This is a genomic window from Bacillus sp. FSL K6-0069 (genome assembly GCF_038007785.1).
In the GTDB taxonomy this organism is placed as follows: Bacteria; Bacillota; Bacilli; order Bacillales; family Bacillaceae_G; genus Bacillus_A; species Bacillus_A mobilis.
Genome location: NZ_JBBOXN010000001.1, coordinates 90,001 through 113,461 on the forward strand (window position 1 = coordinate 90,001; position 23,461 = coordinate 113,461).

Sequence of the window (23,461 nt, forward strand, 5' to 3'; positions counted from 1 at the left end):
AAAAGCACCCCGGAAGGGGAGTGAAAGAGATCCTGAAACCGTGTGCCTACAAATAGTCAGAGCCCGTTAATGGGTGATGGCGTGCCTTTTGTAGAATGAACCGGCGAGTTACGATCCCGTGCGAGGTTAAGCTGAAGAGGCGGAGCCGCAGCGAAAGCGAGTCTGAATAGGGCGTTTAGTACGTGGTCGTAGACCCGAAACCAGGTGATCTACCCATGTCCAGGGTGAAGTTCAGGTAACACTGAATGGAGGCCCGAACCCACGCACGTTGAAAAGTGCGGGGATGAGGTGTGGGTAGCGGAGAAATTCCAATCGAACCTGGAGATAGCTGGTTCTCCCCGAAATAGCTTTAGGGCTAGCCTTAAGTGTAAGAGTCTTGGAGGTAGAGCACTGATTGAACTAGGGGTCCTCATCGGATTACCGAATTCAGTCAAACTCCGAATGCCAATGACTTATCCTTAGGAGTCAGACTGCGAGTGATAAGATCCGTAGTCAAGAGGGAAACAGCCCAGATCGCCAGCTAAGGTCCCAAAGTGTGTATTAAGTGGAAAAGGATGTGGAGTTGCTTAGACAACTAGGATGTTGGCTTAGAAGCAGCCACCATTTAAAGAGTGCGTAATAGCTCACTAGTCGAGTGACTCTGCGCCGAAAATGTACCGGGGCTAAATACACCACCGAAGCTGCGAATTGATACCAATGGTATCAGTGGTAGGGGAGCGTTCTAAGTGCAGTGAAGTCAGACCGGAAGGACTGGTGGAGCGCTTAGAAGTGAGAATGCCGGTATGAGTAGCGAAAGACGGGTGAGAATCCCGTCCACCGAATGCCTAAGGTTTCCTGAGGAAGGCTCGTCCGCTCAGGGTTAGTCAGGACCTAAGCCGAGGCCGACAGGCGTAGGCGATGGACAACAGGTTGATATTCCTGTACCACCTCTTTATCGTTTGAGCAATGGAGGGACGCAGAAGGATAGAAGAAGCGTGCGATTGGTTGTGCACGTCCAAGCAATTAGGCTGATAAGTAGGCAAATCCGCTTATCGTGAAGGCTGAGTTGTGATGGGGAAGCTCCTTATGGAGCGAAGTCTTTGATTCCCCGCTGCCAAGAAAAGCTTCTAGCGAGATAAAAGGTGCCTGTACCGCAAACCGACACAGGTAGGCGAGGAGAGAATCCTAAGGTGTGCGAGAGAACTCTGGTTAAGGAACTCGGCAAAATGACCCCGTAACTTCGGGAGAAGGGGTGCTTTCTTAACGGAAAGCCGCAGTGAATAGGCCCAAGCGACTGTTTAGCAAAAACACAGCTCTCTGCGAAGCCGTAAGGCGAAGTATAGGGGGTGACACCTGCCCGGTGCTGGAAGGTTAAGGAGAGGGGTTAGCGTAAGCGAAGCTCTGAACTGAAGCCCCAGTAAACGGCGGCCGTAACTATAACGGTCCTAAGGTAGCGAAATTCCTTGTCGGGTAAGTTCCGACCCGCACGAAAGGTGTAACGATTTGGGCACTGTCTCAACCAGAGACTCGGTGAAATTATAGTACCTGTGAAGATGCAGGTTACCCGCGACAGGACGGAAAGACCCCGTGGAGCTTTACTGTAGCCTGATATTGAATTTTGGTACATTTTGTACAGGATAGGCGGGAGCCATTGAAACCGGAGCGCTAGCTTCGGTGGAGGCGCTGGTGGGATACCGCCCTGAATGTATTGAAATTCTAACCTACGGGTCTTATCGACCCGGGAGACAGTGTCAGGTGGGCAGTTTGACTGGGGCGGTCGCCTCCTAAAGTGTAACGGAGGCGCCCAAAGGTTCCCTCAGAATGGTTGGAAATCATTCGTAGAGTGCAAAGGCATAAGGGAGCTTGACTGCGAGACCTACAAGTCGAGCAGGGACGAAAGTCGGGCTTAGTGATCCGGTGGTTCCGCATGGAAGGGCCATCGCTCAACGGATAAAAGCTACCCCGGGGATAACAGGCTTATCTCCCCCAAGAGTCCACATCGACGGGGAGGTTTGGCACCTCGATGTCGGCTCATCGCATCCTGGGGCTGTAGTCGGTCCCAAGGGTTGGGCTGTTCGCCCATTAAAGCGGTACGCGAGCTGGGTTCAGAACGTCGTGAGACAGTTCGGTCCCTATCCGTCGTGGGCGTAGGAAATTTGAGAGGAGCTGTCCTTAGTACGAGAGGACCGGGATGGACGCACCGCTGGTGTACCAGTTGTTCTGCCAAGGGCATAGCTGGGTAGCTATGTGCGGAAGGGATAAGTGCTGAAAGCATCTAAGCATGAAGCCCCCCTCAAGATGAGATTTCCCATAGCGTAAGCTAGTAAGATCCCTGAAAGATGATCAGGTTGATAGGTTCGAGGTGGAAGCATGGTGACATGTGGAGCTGACGAATACTAATAGATCGAGGACTTAACCATATAATATGTAGCAATGTTATCTAGTTTTGAAGGAATATGCCTTCATAGTTTGGTGATGATGGCAGAGAGGTCACACCCGTTCCCATACCGAACACGGAAGTTAAGCTCTCTAGCGCCGATGGTAGTTGGGACCTTGTCCCTGTGAGAGTAGGACGTCGCCAAGCAACTAAACACGAGTCAAATGACTCGTGTTTTTTCGTGTTTTCTTTTATAATCCATAGTAATTAAAAAATGTGTTTAAATAATTATTATTTTGATTAAATACAGGGGAATGTGGCTAGGATAGTGAATAAGCAAAAGAGTTGCAAATTTTATTAATACGTATATAATTAAAGTCAAAGATAGTCAAAGTCAATAAAGGTGGCGGATAAATGAGAAATATATCTGATATCATTGAGCAATATCTAAAGCAAGTTATTGACTTAAGTAATAATAATGTGATTGAAATCAAAAGAAATGAGATTGCGGATCGATTCGAGTGCGTACCATCTCAAATCAATTATGTAATCAATACCCGTTTTACGATAGAAAGAGGATTTGTAGTAGAAAGTAAACGTGGTGGAGGAGGTTACATTCGCATTATAAAAGTCAAACTGCATGACGATATAGACATTATCGATCAAATGCTTCATATGATTGATCATAGCGTTGCGCAAGGGAATGCAGAGAGTATGATTATACGTTTAATAGAAGAGGGAATCATAACAAATCGTGAAGCTAAACTTATGTTAAGTGTACTAGATCGTTCTGTATTATCAATGGATGTTCCTTCTCGAGATGAACTTAGGGCTCGAATATTATGCGCAATGTTAAGAACACTGAAATATAAATAAATACAGCTTTTGTAAAAGAGTAATAACTAAGATATAAGGCAGTTAAATATTGTAGAGGTTTTGAAAAAAGAACACGCACTTTTATTTAAACGAATAAGGGAAAGTGAACAATCTAGTAATGTATGAAAAGTATTATGAGATAGATCGTTCCTGTTGTAAAGGTGGGGATAGTGATGACTTGTCAAAACTGTAATATAAGACCAGCAACTTTACATTATACAAAAGTAATCAACGAACAGAAGACGGAAGTTCATCTTTGTGAGCAATGTGCAGAACAAAGTGGCTATACGTCTTTCTTTCAATCGCCGCAGTCTAACTTTTCATTCCATGATTTATTTGCTGGTTTATTACATGGTGAATCAACAATGTTTGAAGAAGGACAAAACGGGCTTTCGAATACAAGTATATTAAGGTGTCCAGATTGTAAGATGACATATGAGCAATTTACAAAGGTGGGACGTTTTGGATGTGCTTCTTGTTACGATACATTTAAGGAACATTTAAAGCCATTATTAAAACGTCTTCACGGCGGACATACAGATCATTGTGGAAAAATTCCGGAACGTATAGAAGGAAATATTCACCTAAAGAAAGAATTAGATGAACTAAAACTCATTCTGAAACAATACGTACAGAAAGAGGAGTTTGAGAAAGCTGCTGAAATAAGGGATAAAATTCGAGGTCTTGAAAATCAGCTTAGTGAGCATAGAGAGGGGGAATAGTTCTATGTCACTGGACAAAATCATGAATGAAGCGATTAGTCCATGGATGAAGGGGGATGGCCCTGATTCTGATATTGTTTTAAGTAGTCGAATACGTTTGGCTCGTAATTTTAAAAAATATCAATTCTCTACTATGCAAAACGAAGAAGAAGCTAAACAGATTCATGAATTATTTAAAAAGGAATTTATAAATAAAACGGTAGAACCCTTTGGAGAGTTTGAACTATTAAAAATGAATGAATTAACGCCTCTTCAAAGGAGAGTATTAGTTGAAAAGCATTTAATTAGTCCTAACCTTGCAGGAACAGAATATGGAGCATGTCTATTGTCAGGAAGCGAACATATTAGTGTTATGCTGAATGAAGAAGACCATATTAGGATTCAGTGCTTATTTTCAGGGTTGCAGTTATCAGAGGCCCTTCAAAGTGCCAATCAAATAGATAATTGGATAGAGGAAGAGGTTGAATATGCTTTTGATGAATCACTTGGATATATAACGAGCTGCCCTACTAACGTTGGTACAGGATTGAGGGCTTCCGTAATGATTCACTTACCGGGACTCGTTTTAACGAAAAGAATTAGCCGTATTATACAAGTAATTCAAAAATTAGGGTTAGTAGTAAGAGGAATATACGGTGAAGGTAGCGAAGCGTTAGGTAATATATTTCAAGTGTCAAATCAAATGACGCTAGGGAAATCTGAAGAAGATATTATTGCAGATTTAAAGAGTGTCATTCAACAAATCATACAGCAAGAGAAAATGGCTAGAGAATTAATTGTACAAAATTCAAGTATTGAGCTTGAAGATAAAGTTTATCGCTCTTATGGCATACTAGCAAACAGTCGGTTAATTCAATCTGCGGAAGCGGCCACTTGCTTATCAGATGTACGACTTGGTATTGATTTAGGATATATAAAAGGTGTATCGAGAAATATTTTGACTGAGCTAATGGTTCTTACACAACCAGGTATTTTACAACAATATGCAGGTGGACCTTTAGGACCAGAAGAAAGAGATTATCGAAGAGCAACCTTAATCCGTGAGCGATTACGTATTGAAAAAAACTAAGCGCAAGTAGGAGGCGATTTCTATGATGTTTGGAAGATTTACAGAAAGAGCACAGAAAGTATTAGCTTTATCTCAAGAGGAAGCAATTCGTATTGGGCATAATAATATTGGAACAGAACATATTTTACTTGGGCTTGTACGTGAAGGTGAAGGAATTGCAGCAAAAGCGTTAATTGCTCTTGGATTAAGTCCAGAGAAAGTTCAAAAAGAGGTAGAAGCATTAATTGGACGCGGAACAGAAGCTTCTCAAACTGTACATTATACACCGCGTGCTAAAAAAGTTATTGAGTTGTCAATGGATGAAGCTCGTAAATTAGGTCATTCTTACGTCGGAACAGAACATATCTTACTTGGTTTAATCCGTGAGGGTGAAGGCGTAGCAGCACGTGTTTTAAATAACTTAGGTGTTAGCCTAAATAAGGCAAGGCAACAAGTATTGCAACTTCTTGGAAGTAATGAAGCAAGTTCAGGTCACCAAGGTGGTTCTTCAACAAATGCAAATACACCGACACTGGATAGCTTAGCACGTGATTTAACAGTTGTTGCACGTGAAAATCGTCTAGATCCTGTTATCGGGCGTGGTAAAGAAATTCAACGTGTAATTGAAGTTTTAAGCCGTAGAACAAAAAATAATCCTGTATTAATTGGAGAGCCTGGTGTAGGTAAAACGGCAATTGCAGAAGGATTAGCACAACAAATTGTAAATAATGAAGTTCCTGAAACATTAAGAGATAAGCGTGTTATGACACTAGATATGGGTACAGTTGTAGCTGGAACGAAATATCGTGGTGAATTTGAAGATCGTTTAAAGAAAGTTATGGATGAAATCCGTCAAGCTGGCAACATTATTCTATTTATTGATGAACTTCATACATTAATTGGTGCAGGTGGAGCAGAAGGTGCTATTGATGCATCGAACATCTTAAAACCATCTTTAGCACGCGGAGAGTTACAATGTATTGGGGCGACAACTTTAGATGAATATCGTAAATATATTGAAAAAGACGCGGCTTTAGAGAGACGATTCCAACCGATTCACGTTGATGAGCCAAGTTTAGATGAATCAACTCAAATCTTGAAAGGTTTACGTGATCGTTACGAGGCACATCACCGTGTATCTATTACAGATGATGCAATTGATGCAGCTGTAAAGCTTTCAGACCGTTATATTACAGATCGTTTCTTACCAGATAAGGCAATTGACTTAATTGATGAAGCTGCTTCAAAGGTTCGCTTACGTTCTTATACAACACCACCAAATCTAAAAGAGCTTGAAGTGAAGCTTGAGGAAATTAGAAAAGAAAAAGATGCAGCTGTGCAAAGTCAAGAATTTGAAAAAGCTGCTTCCTTACGTGATATGGAACAACGCTTACGTGAGAAGTTAGAAGATACGAAGCGTCAATGGAAAGAACAACAAGGAAAAGAAAACTCAGAAGTGACAGTAGAAGATATTGCAAATGTCGTTTCTACGTGGACTCGTATCCCGGTTTCTAAACTTGCACAAACAGAGACTGATAAATTATTAAACTTAGAATCCATCCTTCACGATCGTGTTATTGGTCAAGATGAAGCGGTAGTAGCTGTAGCGAAAGCTGTTCGTCGTGCTAGAGCGGGATTGAAAGATCCAAAACGTCCGATTGGTTCATTTATTTTCTTAGGACCAACAGGTGTAGGTAAAACAGAGCTAGCAAGAGCGTTAGCAGAATCTATGTTCGGTGATGAGGATGCAATGATTCGCATCGATATGTCTGAGTACATGGAGAAGCATTCTACTTCTCGTTTAGTTGGATCTCCTCCAGGATATGTTGGATATGAAGAAGGTGGACAATTAACAGAAAAGGTTCGCCGTAAGCCATATTCAGTTGTCCTATTAGATGAAGTAGAGAAAGCTCACCCTGATGTGTTTAACATTTTACTACAAGTATTAGAAGATGGTCGTTTAACGGATTCTAAAGGGCGTACAGTTGATTTCCGTAATACAATTGTTATTATGACATCTAACGTTGGTGCAGACGCGTTAAAACGTAATAAACATCTTGGATTTAACGTACAAGATGAGAGCCGCGATTATTCAGATATGAAAGGTAAAGTAATGGATGAACTGAAAAAGGCATTTCGTCCAGAATTCTTAAACCGTATTGATGAAATTATCGTGTTCCATATGCTTGAGAAAAAACATATTCAAGAGATTGTAACACTTATGGTAAATCAGTTAGTGAATCGCTTAAAAGAGCAAGAAATTGAATTGCATTTAACAGAAGGAGCAATTTCAGCCATTGCTGATAAAGGATTTGACCGAGAATACGGTGCTCGTCCGCTTCGTAGAGCAATTCAGAAACATGTAGAAGATAGACTATCGGAAGAACTTTTAAAAGGTGCTATTGAGAAAGGACAAAAAGTTATCTTTGATGTTGAAGGGGAAACATTTGTCATTCATAGTGCTGAAAAGGTAAAATAAGTATAGACAAACTAAGAGGGCTACGAGATAGCCCTCTTTCTTGTACGAGAAGGATAAACTGTGTATAGATGAAAGTGAAGTGAAATATAAAACGATATGGCTAAAAAGAAAACAAAATTTACATGTCAAGAGTGTGGTTATCAGTCACCAAAATATATGGGGAAATGCCCTGGTTGTGGTCAATGGAATACACTTGTTGAAGAGATGGAACCGGTTGTATCATCAAGACGCCTTAATTATGCCAATGCAATTCAATCGGAAGTAACAAAACCAAGACGCCTAACAGAAGTAGAAACAAAATCTGAGGCACGTATTGAAACGAAATTCCAAGAGTTTAACCGTGTACTTGGTGGTGGGATTGTAGATGGATCATTAGTACTTATTGGTGGAGACCCTGGGATTGGAAAATCAACATTACTATTACAGATTTCATCGCAATTAGCAGATTCTTCATATGATGTACTATATATATCCGGTGAAGAATCGGCAAAACAGATTAAACTTCGTGCAGATCGTTTGCATGTAAATGGTAGTAATCTATTTGTTGTATCAGAGACAGACTTGCAGCGAATTGCAGCACACATTGAAGAGATGAATCCAGCTTTTGTTGTTATTGACTCCATTCAAACGATACATTTACCTGAGGTAACGTCAGCGCCGGGAAGTGTGGCACAAGTACGTGAATGTACAGCAGAATTAATGAAACTTGCAAAAACGAAAGGAATCCCTATTTTTATCGTCGGACATGTAACAAAAGAGGGGGCAATTGCAGGGCCACGTATGTTAGAACATATGGTCGATGCAGTTCTTTACTTTGAAGGAGATCGTCATCATACATACCGTATTTTGCGAGCTGTGAAGAATCGTTTTGGTTCCACGAATGAAATGGGTATTTTTGAAATGAAAGAGCTTGGTCTTGCGGAAGTCTTAAACCCTTCTGAAATCTTTCTTGAGGAAAGACCCGTTGGAGTCGCAGGATCAACAGTAGTTGCCTCAATGGAAGGAACAAGACCGGTTTTAGTAGAAATACAAGCATTAATCTCCCCTACTAGTTTTGGAAACCCTCGAAGAATGGCGACGGGAATTGATCATAACCGTGTATCGCTTATTATGGCAGTGTTAGAAAAAAGAACAGGTTTATTATTGCAAAATCAAGATGCATATTTGAAAGTGGCAGGTGGTTTGAAATTAGATGAACCAGCAATTGATTTAGCTGTGGCTTTAAGTATTGCTTCAAGTTTTAGAGATAAATCTACGGCACCAACCGATGCAGTAATAGGAGAAGTAGGATTAACTGGAGAAATAAGAAGAGTATCGAGAATTGAACAACGTGTACAAGAAGCAGCTAAATTAGGATTTCAACGTGCTATTATTCCTAGAAAAAATTTGGGAGGATGGACAATTCCGGATGGGATTGAGGTAGTAGGTGTATCTAATTTAGGGGAAGCGCTTCGTTTGACATTAGGAGGCTAGGCTATGGAAGAAAACAAGCAACGTGTCAAAAGTATGATTAATATTTTACAACTCGTGGCCCCAGGAACACCACTGCGCGAAGGGATAGATAATGTGCTTCGCGCACAAACAGGGGGACTAATTGTTCTTGGATATAACGAACAAATTAAAAGTATTGTAGATGGAGGCTTTCATATTAATTGCGCATTCTCTCCTGCTAGTTTATACGAATTAGCAAAAATGGATGGGGCACTTATTTTAAATGAAACTGGAAGTAAAATTTTAATTGCAAATGCACAGTTAGTTCCAGAGGCATCTATCGATTCTATTGAAACAGGTATGCGCCACCGGACGGCAGAGCGTGTAGCAAAGCAAACAGGTAGTCTCGTTGTGGCTATTTCACAAAGGCGTAACGTAATTACACTATATCAAGGGAATTTACGTTATACACTAAAGGATATAGGTGTTATTTTAACAAAGGCAAACCAAGCTATTCAGACGTTAGAAAAATATAAGGCTGTATGGAATGATGGTATTACCAATTTGGGCATTCTAGAATTTGAAGAAGTCGTTACAATGTCCGAGGTGGTTCATGTGCTACATAGTGTTGAAATGGTACTGCGTATTAAAAATGAAATATTGAGCTATATTCATGAGCTAGGAACAGAAGGTAGGTTAATTCGTTTACAACTTACAGAACTACTAGCTGATTTAGAGGCAGAGGCAGCGTTATTAATTAAAGATTATTACCAAGAAAAAACACAAGACCATCATCAAATTTTGAAAAAGTTACAAGATCTTGCGAACACACAACTTTTAGAGGATAGCGATTTAGTTAAATTGCTTGGCTACCCAGGACAAACGAGTTTAGAAGAAAGTGTGACGCCGAGAGGATACCGAATCACAAGCAAAATTTCGCGCGTTCCGCCACTTATCATTGAAAATTTAATTAATCGGTTTAAGACTTTGCAAGGTGTTTGTCGAGCAACTATTAATGAATTGGATGATGTGGAAGGAATTGGAGAAGTCAGGGCGAAGAAAATACGAGAAGGCCTAAAAAGAATCCAAGAGCATCTCTATATGAGTAGACACAATTAAGAATATTACATTGATTCCATAATATAACGACACTAGAACACTTTTGGTATATGATATGATATATTGGTAAATAAAACTATTTATAAAAAAACACGTCCGCTTTTGCATTCGGCGTTTTGATTAGCGAAACAATGGTTAATAATGAGTAGGAGGTGGTTGGATGTTAAAACGGATTGTACAGCTCTTCTTTCTAGTAATTGGGGGAGCGTTAGGGATTTACTTAATCCCAAAAGTTATTAATGTATTAGACATCGGTGCCGTTCCTTTATTGGAAGGATCGTATGCTCGTGCAATTATTGGTGCAATTATTTTATTTTTAACAACATTTTGGCTTGTAGATTATATTGTTCAACTTATTAAGCATATTGAAGAGGCTCTTGTAAAGGCGCCTGTAGCGGATGTTTTATTTGGTACATTAGGTTTAATCTCTGGGCTTATTGTTGCGTATTTAATTTTAATACCAATTCGTGAATTTACAATTCCCGTTATTAGTACAGTGTTGCAAGTGTTCTTTACTCTTTTACTTGGATACTTAGGATTCCAAGTAGGGTTTAAAAAGAGGAATGAATTGCTAGGATTATTTACACTACCACAACGTGGGAAGAAGAAAAATAATAATAGTGATAATGAAGAAACCGAAGCAGAGGTAGAAGAATCTACAACTCATTGGAAAATTCTCGATACGAGTGTAATTATCGACGGACGTATTGCTGATATTTGCCAAACAAAGTTTTTAGAAGGAACAATTGTGATTCCACAATTCGTGTTAGAAGAACTTCAGCACATTGCCGATTCTTCGGATGCTTTAAAACGTAATCGTGGTCGCAGAGGATTAGATATTTTAAATCGTATTCAAAAAGAGATGCCGATTCCGGTAGAAATTTATGAAGGCGATTTCGATGATATTCAAGAAGTGGATAGCAAGCTTGTAAAGTTGGCGAAAATCACTGGCGGAACGGTAGTAACGAATGATTTCAACTTAAATAAAGTTTCTGAACTACAAGGGGTAACGGTGTTAAACATTAACGATTTAGCTAATGCAATTAAACCTGTTGTACTCCCAGGGGAAGAACTAAGTGTTTATGTTGTAAAAGATGGAAAAGAACAAAATCAAGGTGTTGCATATTTAGATGACGGCACGATGATCGTAGTAGAAGATGGTAGAGAATATGTAGGGTCACAACTCGATGTGCTTGTTACGAGTGTGTTGCAAACATCGGCTGGTCGTATGATTTTCGCCAAACGTAAATTATTAGAAAAAGCATTATAAGTAGAGGATTATTAATATGTATACATTAATTATTCCAGCAGCCGGTCAAGGTAAGCGGATGGGTGCAGGTAAAAATAAGTTGTTCTTACTTATTAATGAAGTACCGATTATTGTGCATACGTTACGTGCTTTTGAAAAGGATAAAGCGTGCAAAAGTATTATTATGGCAATTAACGAAGAAGAGCGCTCGTATTTTGAAGAGCTAATGCAGAAGTATCCGATTGAAAAGCCAGTGCAATTTATTCAGGGTGGAGCTGAAAGACAAGATAGTGTATATAACGCCATTCAGCATACTAGTGATGTTGAGTATGTTCTTGTACATGACGGCGCGCGTCCATTTGTAACGAATAAAGTGATTCAAGATGTATTAACTGCAGCGGAAAGATATGGAGCATCCATTTGTGCGGTACCAGTGAAAGATACAGTTAAGAAAGTAGAGCAGGGTGTTGTTATCGAAACGGTAGAAAGATCTCAGCTTAAAGCTGTACAAACACCGCAAGGGTTCGCTGTTTCTCTTTTGTTAGAAGCTCATAGAAGTGCGAAACAGAGTTGTTTCCTTGGTACAGATGATGCAAGTCTCGTAGAACGTATTGGGAAGCAAGTAGGTGTAGTAGATGGAAGCTACTATAATATTAAAGTGACGACTCCAGAAGATTTACTAATTGCTGAAAGCTTTCTTCACGTTCAAACGAAATGATAGCAATGAGCATAGCGAAGAAAAGCTCGGCAACAGCCGGGCTTTTCTTTATAAGGATAGCGATATAATATAGAATCATAAAACTCTGTAGTTTAGCTTGAGGAGGATGTAAAAAATGTTTCGAATTGGACAAGGTTTTGATGTGCATGAATTCGCGGAAGGTAGACCGTTAATTATTGGTGGAATTACAATTCCCCATGAGAAAGGATTAATTGGTCATTCAGATGCAGACGTATTGTTACATACGATTGCGGACGCATGTTTAGGTGCAATTGCAGCAGGAGATATTGGAAAGCATTTCCCTGATACAGATCCTGCCTTTAAAGATGCTGATTCAGCTGTATTGCTGCAAAAGGTTTGGGAGTTTGTACGTGAACACGGTTACGAGTTAGGGAATCTAGATTGTACAATTATTGCTCAAAAGCCGAAGATGGCACCACATATTGAAAGTATGCGTAAACGCATTAGTGAGCTATTAGAAACGTCTATTGATAATATCAATGTAAAGGCAACAACAACAGAAAAATTAGGATTTACAGGTAGAGAAGAAGGGATTGCTTCTCAAGCAGTTGTTTTATTACAGAAAAAATAAGGGTTTTTAATTCGTAAGATGGATAATCACATTTGTTTGGTGTACAATTATAGAATGTGTTGACATTAAGAATGGAAGGTGTACCAATTATGGAAAAGCAAGTGAGAGTGCGCTATGCGCCAAGTCCAACAGGACACTTACATATCGGAAATGCGCGTACGGCATTATTTAATTATTTATTTGCTCGTCATCAAGATGGTAAGTTTATTATTCGTATTGAAGATACTGATGTAAAACGTAATGTTGCTGGTGGAGAAGAAAGCCAATTAAAATACTTGAAATGGCTCGGTATGGACTGGGATGAAGGTGTTGATGTTGGTGGTGAATTTGGACCATATCGTCAAACAGAGCGTTTAGATATTTATAAAAAATTATATGAAGATTTACTAGAGCGTGGTTTAGCTTACAAATGTTATATGACAGAAGAAGAGCTAGAAGCAGAACGTGAAGGACAAATCTCTCGTGGTGAAACACCTCGTTACGCAGGTAACCACCGTGATTTAACTGAAGCACAAGAGAAAGAATTTGAAGCTGAGGGACGTATTCCAAGTATTCGTTTCCGTGTACCAGCTGACCGTGATTACACATTTAAAGATATCGTAAAAGATGAAGTTGCATTCCATTCAAATGATTTCGGTGATTTCGTTATCGTGAAAAAAGATGGAATTCCAACTTATAACTTTGCGGTAGCAGTAGATGATCACTTAATGGAAATTACACACGTACTTCGTGGTGATGATCATATTTCAAATACGCCAAAACAAATGATGATTTATGAAGCTTTCGGTTGGGATATCCCGCAATTTGGTCATATGACTTTAATTGTAAATGAAAGCCGTAAAAAATTAAGTAAGCGTGATGAATCTATTATTCAATTTATTGAGCAATATAAAGAGCTTGGATATCTTCCAGAAGCAATCTTTAACTTTATTGCACTACTAGGCTGGTCGCCAGTAGGAGAAGAAGAAATCTTCTCTCAAGAAGAGTTTATCAAAATGTTCGATGCAGCTCGTTTATCAAAATCACCTGCATTGTTTGATTCTCAAAAATTAAAATGGATGAACAACCAATATATGAAAAAGCAAGATTTAGATACGGTGGTAGAATTAAGCTTACCGCATTTAGTGAAAGCTGGACGTATAGGTGAGACTTTAAGTGAACAAGAACAAGCTTGGATTCGTGATGTAATTGCGTTATATCATGAACAAATGAGCTTTGGAGCTGAAATTGTAGAGCTTTCTGAAATGTTCTTCAAAGATCATGTTGATCATGAAGAAGAAGGACAAGAAGTATTAAAAGGTGAACAAGTACCAGAAGTACTTCGCGCATTTGCTGGTCAAGTAGAAGCACTAGAAGCGATGGAACCAGCAGCAATTAAGGCTGCTATTAAAGCAGTTCAAAAGGAAACAGGTCATAAAGGTAAAAACTTATTTATGCCAATCCGTGTTGCAACTACTGGTCAAACACATGGTCCAGAGCTTCCTAATGCTATTGCACTTCTTGGAAAAGAAAAAGTTTTAAATCGTCTTCAAAAAGTAATTGGTTAACATTTTCTAGGTTTAGAAATATAATAAGTATACTTAAAACCTAATAAGGAAAAGCGACGAGAAGGAGAAGTAGAAAATCAGGCTTTTTACAGAGAGAACCACCTTTAGGCTGGAAGTGGTTTATAAGCGGATTTTTGAAATGCCCCTTCGAGTCTTCTGCTGAACAGCAAATTGTTTTGCGAAACGTCTTAGGGCGTAAAGTAAGCAGAAGCGGTGTACACCGTTATCAGAGATGAGTTTGAGGCTTTTTTTAGCCTAAACAGAGTGGAACCGCGCTTATAAGGCGTCTCTGTCAATATGACAGAGGCGTCTTTTTTTATACCGTAAAACAGGATATAAGTATAAGTTTTATCTACGTGTATAAAGGTTTAGGGAGATAAGTAGGGAGTTAGTTCGCTCGAAAAAGCAGCCCATAAAGGGGAGGGAACATCGATGTTTAAGAGGCTTCGGGAAGATATTGAAGTCGTTTTTGAACAGGATCCAGCGGCAAGAAGTTATTTCGAAGTCATTTTGACTTACTCTGGATTACATGCAGTTTGGGCACATCGAATTGCACATGCTTTTTATAAAAAGAATTTCTTCTTTATTGCACGTTGGATCTCACAAGTTAGTCGTTTCTTTACTGGCATTGAGATTCATCCAGGAGCAACAATTGGTCGTCGTTTTTTCATAGACCATGGAATGGGGGTTGTAATTGGAGAAACGTGCGAAATTGGTGATAATGTAACGATCTATCAAGGGGTTACATTAGGTGGTACGGGTAAAGAAAAGGGAAAGAGGCACCCTACAATTCAGGATAATGTATTAATTGCAACAGGTGCTAAAGTACTAGGTTCTATTACAGTTGGAGAGAATTCTAAAATTGGAGCGGGGTCTGTCGTATTAAAAGAAGTCCCTGCACATTCTACAGTTGTAGGTATACCTGGCCGAGTCGTTATTCAAAATGGAGTAAAGATCGGTCAAGAATTAAATCATTCTGACCTTCCAGACCCAATTTTTGATAAGTTAAAGGTCATGGAAGTAGAACTTGATAAATTGAAAAAACAACTTGAAGTAAAGGTAGAAAGGAAGGATAAAAATGACTATTCACATTTATAATACGTTAACGCGTCAAAAAGAAGAGTTTACTCCATTAGAAGAAAATAAGGTAAAGATGTATGTGTGCGGACCTACAGTGTATAACTATATTCACATTGGGAATGCAAGACCACCTATGGTATTTGATACGGTACGCCGTTATTTAGAATATAAAGGGTATGATGTGCAGTATGTATCTAACTTTACTGACGTAGATGATAAACTAATTAAAGCAGCAAATGAATTAGGTGAAGATGTGCCGACAATTGCTGACCGTTTCGTTGAGGCGTACTTTGAGGATGTAACAGCACTAGGTTGCAAACATGCAACGGTTCATCCGCGTGTAACGGAAAATATGGATATCATTATTGAATTTATTCAAGAACTTGTGAATAAAGGATATGCATATGAATCAGAAGGTGATGTGTACTTTAGAACGAAGGAATTCGAAGGGTACGGTAAATTATCGCATCAACCAATTGCAGACTTACGTCACGGCGCGCGTATTGAAGTAGGAGAAAAGAAACAAGACCCTCTTGATTTTGCTCTATGGAAAGCTGCGAAAGAAGGAGAAATCTTCTGGGAAAGCCCTTGGGGGAAAGGTCGTCCAGGCTGGCATATTGAATGCTCGGCAATGGCGCGTAAATACTTAGGAGATACAATCGATATTCATGCTGGTGGCCAAGACTTAGCATTTCCTCATCATGAGAATGAAATTGCGCAGTCTGAGGCGTTAACTGGAAAAACATTTGCACGTTATTGGATGCACAATGGATATATTAATATTAATAATGAGAAGATGTCTAAGTCACTGGGGAACTTCATTTTAGTTCACGATATCATTAAGCAATATGATCCACAGTTAATCAGATTCTTTATGCTATCGGTACATTACCGTCACCCAATTAATTTCAGTGAAGAGTTATTACAAAGTACAAATAACGGACTGGAAAGAATTAAAACGGCTTACGGTAACTTAAAACACCGTATGGAAAGCAGTACCGATTTAACAGACCATAATGAGAATTGGTTAGCGGAACTGGAAAAATTCCAGACTGCATTTGAAGAAGCGATGAATGATGACTTCAACACGGCTAATGCAATCACTGAGTTATATAATGTAGCGAATCATGCGAATCAATATTTACTGGAAGAACATACATCTAAAGTAGTAATTGAAGCATATGTAAAACAACTTGAAACATTATTTGATATTTTAGGGTTAGAATTAGCGCAAGACGAGTTGCTTGATGAAGAAATTGAGGCACTTATTCAAAAACGTATTGAAGCTCGTAAAAATCGTGATTTTGCATTGTCAGATCAAATTCGCGATGATTTAAAAGACCGTAATATTATTTTAGAAGATACCGCTCAAGGTACAAGATGGAAAAGAGGATAAGAATGATTGATGCAAAGCAATTAAACAGCTTAGCGTTAGCATACATGGGTGATGCGGTATATGAACAATATATCCGCTATCACCTACTCCAAAAAGGGAAAGTTCGTCCTAACCAATTACATCGATTAGGGACAAGCTTTGTTTCGGCAAAAGCACAGGCGAAAGTTGTTTATCATTTATTAGAGACAGCATTTTTAACTGAGGAAGAAGAAGCAGTACTAAGAAGAGGGCGTAATGCAAATTCAGGTACTGTTCCGAAAAACACGGATGTACAAACATATCGACATAGCACAGCTTTTGAAGCGCTAATTGGCTATCATCACTTATTAAATAATCGCGAAAGATTAGACGAAATTGTATATAAAGCAATTGCTGTTTTAGAAGAAAAGGAAGGGGGCACATCATCATGAGTAGTGAATATATTATCGGACGTAACCCTGTAATTGAAGCGTTACGATCAGGAAGAGATATTAATAAAATTTGGATCGCAGAAGGTGCTGCCAAAGGACAAGTACAAATTGTACTAGCACTAGCGAAAGAAAATAAGGTTATTTTACAACATGCACCAAAGAAGAAGTTAGATCAATTAGTTGAGGGGAACCATCAAGGTGTAATTGCTCAAGTGGCTGCGTATCAATATGCTGAGCTAGAAGATCTATTTAAAGTAGCAGAGAAGCGTAATGAAGATCCGTTTTTCTTAATTTTAGATGAAATTGAAGACCCACATAACCTAGGTTCTATTATGCGTACTGCGGATGCAACAGGAGCTCATGGAATTATTATTCCGAAGAGAAGAGCTGTGGGACTTACAGCATCAGTTGCGAAAGCATCGACTGGAGCAATTGAATACATTCCTGTTGCGCGCGTAACGAATTTATCTCGTACAATCGATGAATTAAAAGAACGTGGGCTTTGGATCGCTGGTACAGATGCAAAAGGGAAAACGGATTACCGTAATTTAGATGGTAAAATGCCAATTGGATTAGTAATTGGAAGTGAAGGAAAAGGTATGAGTCGTATTATTGGTGAAAAATGTGATTTCCTAATTACTTTACCGATGGTGGGTAAAGTTACATCCTTAAATGCTTCAGTAGCCGCAAGTTTGTTAATGTATGAGGTATATCGTAAGCGTCATGAAATTGGTAAATAAAAAATGAACGATATTTTAATCGTTGACGGTTACAACATTATCGGAGCTTGGGGAGACTTGAAGAAACTACGGGATGTAGATTTGCAATCATCAAGGGATGCACTGATTGATAAGATGGCTGATTACCAAGGATACACTGGTACAAAGGTAATGATAGTCTTTGATGCTTATACAGTACAAGGCATTGAAAAAAAGATGAAACAATCGCGTGTGGAAGTCATATTCACGAGAAAGAATCAAACTGCAGATGAAAAGATAGAGCAACTAGCGATAGAGCTTAGAAATATAAATACGCAAATATATGTTGCGACTTCTGATTATACGGAACAATGGGTTATATTTGCGCAAGGTGCTCTTCGGAAATCTGCACGTGAATTAGAGTTGGAAGTACAAGCGATGGAGCAACAAGTAAGAAGGCGTACGCAAGACACAAAAGAAAAGCAACCCGCCATGCGAAAGATATTTAGTAAAGATATTACAGAAAAATTAGAAAAATTAAGAAGAGGAGAGCGTTGAAGCATTGACGCTCTTTATCTTTTTACTGTATAATATTGCTAAATAAATAGCGGTCGGAGGGATCAAGGTGGAAGCAGGCTTCGTAAGTGTAGGCGACGTTACATTTCGTGATTTAGAGGATGAGGCAATCGTTGAGTTAGTTCGAAAAGGTAATACTGACGCTCTAGAATATTTGATTCACAAATATAAGAACTTTGTTCGCGCGAAATCAAGATCTTATTTCTTAGTGGGTGCCGATCGAGAAGATATTGTTCAAGAAGGTATGATTGGATTGTTTAAAGCGATTCGTGATTATAAAGAGGACAAGCTGTCTTCATTCAAAGCATTTGCTGAACTGTGTATCACTCGACAAATTATTACCGCTATTAAAACAGCAACAAGACAAAAACATATTCCGTTAAATTCATATGTTTCTTTAGATAAGCCGATTTATGATGAAGAATCTGATCGGACATTATTAGATGTTATTTCGGAAGCGAAGGTAACGGATCCTGAAGAAATGATTATAAGTCAGGAAGAATATACAGACATAGAATCTAAAATATCTGAATTATTAAGCGATTTAGAAAGGAAAGTTCTTTCTTTATATCTAGATGGTCGTTCTTATCAAGAGATTTCGGAACAGTTAAATAGACATGTGAAATCTATTGATAACGCTTTACAGAGAGTGAAGCGGAAATTGGAACGATATATGGAAATGAGAGAGAGTACCACTTTAAATTCATAACAAATACTACAGGTGTAAAAAATCACCTGTTTTCTTTTTGTAGAGAGTACAAAAGGCATGTCATTGACATTGTCTTTTGTTGTATGATACATTTTTAGGGACATAATGTTACAAGGTTGGTGTAACTAATGAGGAAAAAAGTTGTACTCTCATGTGAAGAGTGTAAAAATCGAAACTACTCTACGATGAAAGATACGAGCTCAGTAGAGCGACTTGAAATAAAGAAGTTTTGTAAAACATGCAATCAGCATACAGTTCACAAGGAAACAAAATAAATAATTGAAATAATACACTGGAGGTCCCGTAGATGCGTTTAACGAACTTTTTCGGCGATGTAGGTCGCGAAATGAAAAAAGTAAGTTGGCCTAAAAAAGATGAATTACTCCGTTCAACAGCGACTGTTATCGCTACAGTTGTCTTCTTTGCGATTTTCTTCGCAGTAGTTGATATGGGCATTTCTTCTTTAATTCGGTTAATTCTTGGTTAATTCTTGAATAAGAAGCACTTATCCATGATATAATGTTATTTATAAGAACTGTGTAAAAGCCCGGTGAACGGGTTTTTTCATTTGCGCAAAAAAATGTACGTCAGGGAGGGAAGGACGCTCGTCCTAAATGAATGGAAAAAAGTTGGTATGTTGTCCATACTTATTCTGGATATGAAAATAAAGTAAAAGCAAACCTAGAGAAACGTGTAGAATCAATGGGTATGCAAGATAAAATTTTCCGTGTTGTTGTCCCGGAAGAAGTAGAAGTAGAAATGAAAAACGGTAAAGAAAAATTAATGAAAAGAAAAGTGTTCCCAGGTTATGTATTAGTAGAATTAATCATGACTGATGACTCTTGGTATGTTGTACGTAATACACCAGGTGTAACTGGGTTCGTTGGTTCTTCTGGTTCTGGATCTAAACCATCACCTCTATTAGAAGAGGAAGTTGTTACCATTATGAAGCATATGGGAATGGACAACGAAGTGGTTGATTTCGACTTTGAACTTCATGAAACAGTGCGTGTAAATGAAGGACCATTCGCAGATTATACAGGTGCTATTGAAGAAATTGATGTGGAGAAGAAAAAGGTTAGCGTGCTTGTGGACATGTTCGGTCGCGAGACTCCAGTTGAACTTGACTTCCATCAAATTGAAAAATTATAAAATGAAACTTGAAATGAATTGTAAAAAGTGATAATATCTTTTAAGTCAGTACGTCTTCGTTATCGGAGACGTTTTTTGAAAGATTTTATCCTTACAGATAAAATATGACGTGGGAGGGCAAATCACTGTCCAATTGACCACATCACGGACTTAAGGAGGTGTGTCTCGTGGCTAAAAAGGTAATTAAAATGGTAAAGCTTCAAATTCCTGCAGGTAAAGCTAACCCAGCTCCACCAGTTGGTCCAGCATTAGGACAAGCAGGTGTTAACATCATGGGCTTCTGTAAAGAGTTTAACGCTCGTACAGCTGATCAAGCTGGTCTTATCATCCCTGTTGAAATTACGGTATTTGAGGACCGTTCATTCACTTTCATTACTAAAACTCCTCCTGCTGCTGTTCTTCTTAAGAAAGTAGCTGGTATTGAGTCTGGTTCTGGTGAACCAAACCGTAATAAAGTGGCAACTGTTAAGCGTGATAAAGTACGCGAAATCGCTGAAACTAAAATGCCTGACCTAAACGCTGCTAGCGTAGAAGCTGCAATGCGTATGGTTGAAGGTACTGCACGCAGTATGGGCATCGTTATCGAAGACTAATTCGATTTGTTTTTTTAAAAAGGTTGCGGGTCTGGAATTCCAATTCGCAACCTTTATTATCGTAAATGATTATCGTTTTTAAATAAATGGATGGCGCGCATCCTCAGGTTATACCTGAAAATAAGCGTAAACGTGGGAGGTTATTCCGCTAAAACCACATTCGAGGAGGAAATAAAAATGGCTAAAAGAGGTAAAAAGTACGTAGAAGCTGCAAAGCTTGTTGATCGTGCAACTGCTTACTCTGCAACAGAAGCAGTAGAATTAGTAAAGAAAACAAACACAGCTAAATTTGATGCGACTGTAGAAGTTGCATTCCGTTTAGGTGTTGACCCTAAGAAAGCTGACCAACAAATCCGTGGTGCAGTTGTTCTTCCACACGGTACTGGTAAAGTACAACGTGTATTAGTATTCGCTAAAGGTGAAAAGGCTAAAGAAGCTGAAGCTGCTGGAGCTGACTTCGTAGGCGATGCTGATTACATCGGTAAAATCCAACAAGGTTGGTTCGATTTCGATGTAGTAGTAGCAACTCCTGACATGATGGGTGAAGTTGGTAAACTTGGCCGCGTATTAGGACCAAAAGGTTTAATGCCAAACCCTAAAACTGGAACAGTTACTTTCGATGTAACTAAAGCTGTTAATGAAATCAAAGCTGGTAAAGTTGAATACCGCGTTGATAAAGCTGGTAACATCCACGTTCCAATCGGTAAAGTATCTTTCGAAGATGCTAAATTAGTAGAAAACTTCAGCACAATCGCTGACACTTTACAAAAAGTTAAGCCAGCTGCTGCAAAAGGTACTTACATGAAGAACGTAACAGTTGCTTCTACAATGGGACCTGGCGTACGTGTAGACGTTTCTACATTAGCGTAAATTTTGGAAGTTGACTTCATAAAGAAGTTTTTATATAATCATTTATGTTGTGAATTTAATTAGTGTACCGTAGACAGTAGGTGTCAATAGACTTAATTTCCTACCTAGGTGTTAATATACGAAACGGAATTTTTTTCTGTGACTATATGCCTCCATGTCTACAAGTTGGGCATGGAGGTTTTTAGTGCACTTTCGGTACATCTTCTATATAATCTACAGGAGGTGTAATAACATGAGCAAAGTAATCGAAACTAAACAACAAGTTGTAACTGAAATCGCGGACAAACTTCGCGAAAGTAAATCTACGATCGTTGTTGACTACCGTGGTTTAACAGTTTCTGAAGTAACAGAATTACGTAAAAACTTACGTGAAGCTGGCGTTGAGTTCAAAGTTTACAAAAACTCTTTAACTCGTCGTGCTGCAGAATCTGCTGAAATGGCTGAGTTAAACGAATTCTTAACAGGACCAAACGCAATCGCGTTCAGTAACGAGGATGTAGTTGCTCCTGCGAAAGTATTAAACGACTTCGCTACAAAACACGAAGCTTTAGAAATTAAAGCTGGTGTAATCGAAGGTAAACTTGTAACACTTGATGAGGTTAAAGCTATCGCTACTCTTCCATCACGTGAAGGCTTACTTTCTATGCTTCTTAGCGTTCTTCAAGCTCCAATCCGTAACCTTGCACTTGCTACTAAAGCAGTTGCAGAACAAAAGGAAGAGCAAGGCGCTTAATTTTTTAAAAGATAATTACTTGTTATCTATAAAACAATACAAACCTATTTAAGGGAGGATATTTACAATGACTAAAGAACAAATCATTGAAGCAGTTAAATCTATGACTGTATTAGAACTTAACGACTTAGTAAAAGCTATCGAGGAAGAATTCGGCGTAACTGCTGCTGCTCCTGTAGCTGTAGCTGGTGGCGCTGGTGAAGCTGCTGCTGAAAAAACTGAATTTGACGTAGTACTTGCAAGTGCTGGCGCTCAAAAAATCAAAGTTATCAAAGCTGTACGTGAAATCACTGGTCTTGGCTTAAAAGAAGCTAAAGAATTAGTTGACAACACTCCAAAAGCAATCAAAGAAGGCGTTTCTAAAGAGGAAGCTGAAGAAATGAAAGCTAAACTTGAAGAAGTTGGCGCTGCTGTAGAAGTTAAGTAATTAACTTTTGATGCTTTAAAAAAAGCTCGCTCTCATGCGAGCTTTTTTTTTAACTGTAAAGAAAAGAGGTGGCCATATGGCAGACCATTATTTTTCTAACGACCCTTCTAGTAAAAGTGATCGTAAGCGATGGGAATTTGCACTTCGTGGATCTCAATTTACTTTCTTATCTGACCGTGGGGTGTTCTCGAAAAACGAAGTGGACTTTGGTTCTCGTCTTTTAATTGAAGCGTTTCAAGTGCCAGATATTAAAGGTGATATATTAGACGTAGGTTGTGGATATGGACCAATTGGTTTATCGTTGGCGAAAGAGTTTCAAGACCGTAAAGTTCACATGGTGGATGTGAATGAAAGGGCGCTTGAGCTTGCGAAAGAAAATGCCGCTAACAATAGAATTGGAAATGTACACATTTTTCAGAGTAGTGTCTATGAAAATGTAGATGGTATGTATGCTGCTATTCTATCTAATCCTCCAATTCGTGCAGGTAAAGATATCGTGCATGAGATTTTAGAGAAGGCTGTAGAGTATTTGGTTCCAGGTGGAGAGTTGTGGATTGTTATTCAAAAGAAGCAAGGTGCACCATCTGCACTGAAGAAACTAGAGGAAGTATTTTCTGAAGTCGAAGTTGTAGAAAAGAAAAAGGGATATTATATCATAAAATCAAAAAAACGTTGACGGT

24 protein-coding genes, 2 rRNA genes and 2 other annotated features (1 of these 28 cut by a window edge) are annotated in these 23,461 nt (G+C 38.9%); all 26 genes read left to right on the plus strand.

The genetic code is table 11. From position 1 onward, the window contains the following. Window positions 1-2,399 (plus strand): 23S ribosomal RNA (locus MHB74_RS00500); it begins 523 nt to the left of the window's first position. Between the two features lie 48 nt (window positions 2,400-2,447). Then, window positions 2,448-2,563: ribosomal RNA gene (gene rrf / locus MHB74_RS00505) — 5S ribosomal RNA — on the plus strand. Window positions 2,564-2,770: 207 nt separating this feature from the next. Then, window positions 2,771-3,232, plus strand: coding sequence for a transcriptional regulator CtsR (gene ctsR, locus MHB74_RS00510; protein WP_061678384.1), 462 nt, complete (start codon window positions 2,771-2,773; stop codon window positions 3,230-3,232). Window positions 3,233-3,405: 173 nt separating this feature from the next. Next, complete coding sequence (locus MHB74_RS00515; RefSeq protein WP_061678383.1) at window positions 3,406-3,954, plus strand: UvrB/UvrC motif-containing protein; 549 nt, start codon at window positions 3,406-3,408, stop codon at window positions 3,952-3,954. A gap of 4 nt (window positions 3,955-3,958) precedes the next feature. Then, window positions 3,959-5,023, plus strand: coding sequence for a protein arginine kinase (locus tag MHB74_RS00520; RefSeq protein ID WP_000050824.1), 1,065 nt, complete (start codon window positions 3,959-3,961; stop codon window positions 5,021-5,023). A gap of 22 nt (window positions 5,024-5,045) precedes the next feature. Further along, window positions 5,046-7,481: an ATP-dependent protease ATP-binding subunit ClpC gene (gene clpC / locus MHB74_RS00525; RefSeq protein ID WP_061678382.1), complete on the plus strand. Its 2,436-nt coding sequence runs from the start codon at window positions 5,046-5,048 to the stop codon at window positions 7,479-7,481. Window positions 7,482-7,577: 96 nt separating this feature from the next. Beyond that, the gene (gene radA, locus MHB74_RS00530; RefSeq protein ID WP_061678381.1) at window positions 7,578-8,954 is read left to right on the plus strand and encodes a DNA repair protein RadA; all 1,377 of its coding nucleotides are present in this window, start codon (window positions 7,578-7,580) and stop codon (window positions 8,952-8,954) included. Between the two features lie 3 nt (window positions 8,955-8,957). Next, window positions 8,958-10,031 carry a DNA integrity scanning diadenylate cyclase DisA gene (disA, locus tag MHB74_RS00535; protein ID WP_061678380.1) on the plus strand — a complete coding sequence of 358 codons (1,074 nt, stop codon included), beginning with the start codon at window positions 8,958-8,960 and terminating at the stop codon, window positions 10,029-10,031. 160 nt (window positions 10,032-10,191) lie between these two features. Continuing rightward, on the plus strand, window positions 10,192-11,301 hold the full coding sequence (locus tag MHB74_RS00540; protein ID WP_061678379.1) for a PIN/TRAM domain-containing protein: 1,110 nt from the start codon (window positions 10,192-10,194) through the stop codon (window positions 11,299-11,301). A 16-nt stretch (window positions 11,302-11,317) separates the two neighbouring features. Beyond that, window positions 11,318-11,998, plus strand: coding sequence for a 2-C-methyl-D-erythritol 4-phosphate cytidylyltransferase (gene ispD / locus MHB74_RS00545; protein WP_061678378.1), 681 nt, complete (start codon window positions 11,318-11,320; stop codon window positions 11,996-11,998). Window positions 11,999-12,113: 115 nt separating this feature from the next. Beyond that, window positions 12,114-12,590 carry a 2-C-methyl-D-erythritol 2,4-cyclodiphosphate synthase gene (gene ispF / locus MHB74_RS00550; RefSeq protein WP_061678377.1) on the plus strand — a complete coding sequence of 159 codons (477 nt, stop codon included), beginning with the start codon at window positions 12,114-12,116 and terminating at the stop codon, window positions 12,588-12,590. Window positions 12,591-12,679: 89 nt separating this feature from the next. Then, window positions 12,680-14,137, plus strand: a complete 1,458-nt coding sequence (gene gltX / locus MHB74_RS00555) for a glutamate--tRNA ligase (RefSeq protein WP_061678376.1) — start codon at window positions 12,680-12,682, stop codon at window positions 14,135-14,137. Between the two features lie 47 nt (window positions 14,138-14,184). Continuing rightward, window positions 14,185-14,431, plus strand: a binding site (T-box leader). A gap of 138 nt (window positions 14,432-14,569) precedes the next feature. Next, window positions 14,570-15,235 (plus strand): serine O-acetyltransferase, encoded by a 666-nt coding sequence (gene cysE, locus MHB74_RS00560; protein ID WP_000476500.1) that lies wholly within the window; start codon window positions 14,570-14,572, stop codon window positions 15,233-15,235. Further along, complete coding sequence (gene cysS, locus MHB74_RS00565; RefSeq protein ID WP_061678375.1) at window positions 15,216-16,613, plus strand: cysteine--tRNA ligase; 1,398 nt, start codon at window positions 15,216-15,218, stop codon at window positions 16,611-16,613. Before cysE ends, cysS begins: the two co-directional genes overlap by 20 nt. A gap of 2 nt (window positions 16,614-16,615) precedes the next feature. Beyond that, window positions 16,616-17,023 carry a Mini-ribonuclease 3 gene (locus MHB74_RS00570; RefSeq protein WP_000564261.1) on the plus strand — a complete coding sequence of 136 codons (408 nt, stop codon included), beginning with the start codon at window positions 16,616-16,618 and terminating at the stop codon, window positions 17,021-17,023. Continuing rightward, on the plus strand, window positions 17,020-17,763 hold the full coding sequence (gene rlmB / locus MHB74_RS00575; RefSeq protein WP_000093762.1) for a 23S rRNA (guanosine(2251)-2'-O)-methyltransferase RlmB: 744 nt from the start codon (window positions 17,020-17,022) through the stop codon (window positions 17,761-17,763). The genes MHB74_RS00570 and rlmB overlap by 4 nt, the downstream gene beginning before the upstream one ends. A 3-nt stretch (window positions 17,764-17,766) precedes the next feature. Continuing rightward, window positions 17,767-18,279 carry an NYN domain-containing protein gene (locus MHB74_RS00580; RefSeq protein WP_000997888.1) on the plus strand — a complete coding sequence of 171 codons (513 nt, stop codon included), beginning with the start codon at window positions 17,767-17,769 and terminating at the stop codon, window positions 18,277-18,279. A gap of 67 nt (window positions 18,280-18,346) precedes the next feature. After that, the gene (locus MHB74_RS00585; RefSeq protein ID WP_000387198.1) at window positions 18,347-19,006 is read left to right on the plus strand and encodes an RNA polymerase sporulation sigma factor SigH; all 660 of its coding nucleotides are present in this window, start codon (window positions 18,347-18,349) and stop codon (window positions 19,004-19,006) included. Between the two features lie 128 nt (window positions 19,007-19,134). Then, window positions 19,135-19,281 carry a 50S ribosomal protein L33 gene (gene rpmG, locus MHB74_RS00590; protein WP_002070160.1) on the plus strand — a complete coding sequence of 49 codons (147 nt, stop codon included), beginning with the start codon at window positions 19,135-19,137 and terminating at the stop codon, window positions 19,279-19,281. A 32-nt stretch (window positions 19,282-19,313) separates the two neighbouring features. After that, window positions 19,314-19,493 carry a preprotein translocase subunit SecE gene (secE, locus tag MHB74_RS00595; RefSeq protein ID WP_001241321.1) on the plus strand — a complete coding sequence of 60 codons (180 nt, stop codon included), beginning with the start codon at window positions 19,314-19,316 and terminating at the stop codon, window positions 19,491-19,493. Window positions 19,494-19,624: 131 nt separating this feature from the next. Then, window positions 19,625-20,158: a transcription termination/antitermination protein NusG gene (gene nusG / locus MHB74_RS00600; protein ID WP_000415794.1), complete on the plus strand. Its 534-nt coding sequence runs from the start codon at window positions 19,625-19,627 to the stop codon at window positions 20,156-20,158. Between the two features lie 167 nt (window positions 20,159-20,325). After that, window positions 20,326-20,751, plus strand: a complete 426-nt coding sequence (rplK, locus tag MHB74_RS00605; protein WP_001085872.1) for a 50S ribosomal protein L11 — start codon at window positions 20,326-20,328, stop codon at window positions 20,749-20,751. A gap of 177 nt (window positions 20,752-20,928) precedes the next feature. Then, window positions 20,929-21,621 carry a 50S ribosomal protein L1 gene (gene rplA, locus MHB74_RS00610; protein ID WP_002070162.1) on the plus strand — a complete coding sequence of 231 codons (693 nt, stop codon included), beginning with the start codon at window positions 20,929-20,931 and terminating at the stop codon, window positions 21,619-21,621. A gap of 49 nt (window positions 21,622-21,670) precedes the next feature. Next, window positions 21,671-21,814 (plus strand) — a sequence feature (ribosomal protein L10 leader region). Between the two features lie 39 nt (window positions 21,815-21,853). Then, window positions 21,854-22,354 carry a 50S ribosomal protein L10 gene (gene rplJ, locus MHB74_RS00615; protein WP_000048721.1) on the plus strand — a complete coding sequence of 167 codons (501 nt, stop codon included), beginning with the start codon at window positions 21,854-21,856 and terminating at the stop codon, window positions 22,352-22,354. Between the two features lie 67 nt (window positions 22,355-22,421). Further along, window positions 22,422-22,781 (plus strand): 50S ribosomal protein L7/L12, encoded by a 360-nt coding sequence (gene rplL / locus MHB74_RS00620; protein ID WP_000159737.1) that lies wholly within the window; start codon window positions 22,422-22,424, stop codon window positions 22,779-22,781. Window positions 22,782-22,857: 76 nt separating this feature from the next. Further along, window positions 22,858-23,457 carry a class I SAM-dependent methyltransferase gene (locus tag MHB74_RS00625; protein ID WP_060629207.1) on the plus strand — a complete coding sequence of 200 codons (600 nt, stop codon included), beginning with the start codon at window positions 22,858-22,860 and terminating at the stop codon, window positions 23,455-23,457. Window positions 23,458-23,461 lie beyond the last annotated feature (4 nt).

What these genes read in the sequence shown, in the direction of transcription:
- ctsR (WP_061678384.1), top strand. Translation starts at nt 2,771, where the DNA reads ATGAGAAATATATCTGATATCATTGAGCAATATCTAAAGCAAGTTATT.
- MHB74_RS00515 (WP_061678383.1), top strand. Translation starts at nt 3,406, where the DNA reads ATGACTTGTCAAAACTGTAATATAAGACCAGCAACTTTACATTATACA.
- MHB74_RS00520 (WP_000050824.1), top strand. Translation starts at nt 3,959, where the DNA reads ATGTCACTGGACAAAATCATGAATGAAGCGATTAGTCCATGGATGAAG.
- clpC (WP_061678382.1), top strand. Translation starts at nt 5,046, where the DNA reads ATGATGTTTGGAAGATTTACAGAAAGAGCACAGAAAGTATTAGCTTTA.
- radA (WP_061678381.1), top strand. Translation starts at nt 7,578, where the DNA reads ATGGCTAAAAAGAAAACAAAATTTACATGTCAAGAGTGTGGTTATCAG.
- disA (WP_061678380.1), top strand. Translation starts at nt 8,958, where the DNA reads ATGGAAGAAAACAAGCAACGTGTCAAAAGTATGATTAATATTTTACAA.
- MHB74_RS00540 (WP_061678379.1), top strand. Translation starts at nt 10,192, where the DNA reads ATGTTAAAACGGATTGTACAGCTCTTCTTTCTAGTAATTGGGGGAGCG.
- ispD (WP_061678378.1), top strand. Translation starts at nt 11,318, where the DNA reads ATGTATACATTAATTATTCCAGCAGCCGGTCAAGGTAAGCGGATGGGT.
- ispF (WP_061678377.1), top strand. Translation starts at nt 12,114, where the DNA reads ATGTTTCGAATTGGACAAGGTTTTGATGTGCATGAATTCGCGGAAGGT.
- gltX (WP_061678376.1), top strand. Translation starts at nt 12,680, where the DNA reads ATGGAAAAGCAAGTGAGAGTGCGCTATGCGCCAAGTCCAACAGGACAC.
- cysE (WP_000476500.1), top strand. Translation starts at nt 14,570, where the DNA reads ATGTTTAAGAGGCTTCGGGAAGATATTGAAGTCGTTTTTGAACAGGAT.
- cysS (WP_061678375.1), top strand. Translation starts at nt 15,216, where the DNA reads ATGACTATTCACATTTATAATACGTTAACGCGTCAAAAAGAAGAGTTT.
- MHB74_RS00570 (WP_000564261.1), top strand. Translation starts at nt 16,616, where the DNA reads ATGATTGATGCAAAGCAATTAAACAGCTTAGCGTTAGCATACATGGGT.
- rlmB (WP_000093762.1), top strand. Translation starts at nt 17,020, where the DNA reads ATGAGTAGTGAATATATTATCGGACGTAACCCTGTAATTGAAGCGTTA.
- MHB74_RS00580 (WP_000997888.1), top strand. Translation starts at nt 17,767, where the DNA reads ATGAACGATATTTTAATCGTTGACGGTTACAACATTATCGGAGCTTGG.
- rpmG (WP_002070160.1), top strand. Translation starts at nt 19,135, where the DNA reads ATGAGGAAAAAAGTTGTACTCTCATGTGAAGAGTGTAAAAATCGAAAC.
- secE (WP_001241321.1), top strand. Translation starts at nt 19,314, where the DNA reads ATGCGTTTAACGAACTTTTTCGGCGATGTAGGTCGCGAAATGAAAAAA.
- nusG (WP_000415794.1), top strand. Translation starts at nt 19,625, where the DNA reads ATGGAAAAAAGTTGGTATGTTGTCCATACTTATTCTGGATATGAAAAT.
- rplA (WP_002070162.1), top strand. Translation starts at nt 20,929, where the DNA reads ATGGCTAAAAGAGGTAAAAAGTACGTAGAAGCTGCAAAGCTTGTTGAT.
- rplJ (WP_000048721.1), top strand. Translation starts at nt 21,854, where the DNA reads ATGAGCAAAGTAATCGAAACTAAACAACAAGTTGTAACTGAAATCGCG.
- rplL (WP_000159737.1), top strand. Translation starts at nt 22,422, where the DNA reads ATGACTAAAGAACAAATCATTGAAGCAGTTAAATCTATGACTGTATTA.
- MHB74_RS00625 (WP_060629207.1), top strand. Translation starts at nt 22,858, where the DNA reads ATGGCAGACCATTATTTTTCTAACGACCCTTCTAGTAAAAGTGATCGT.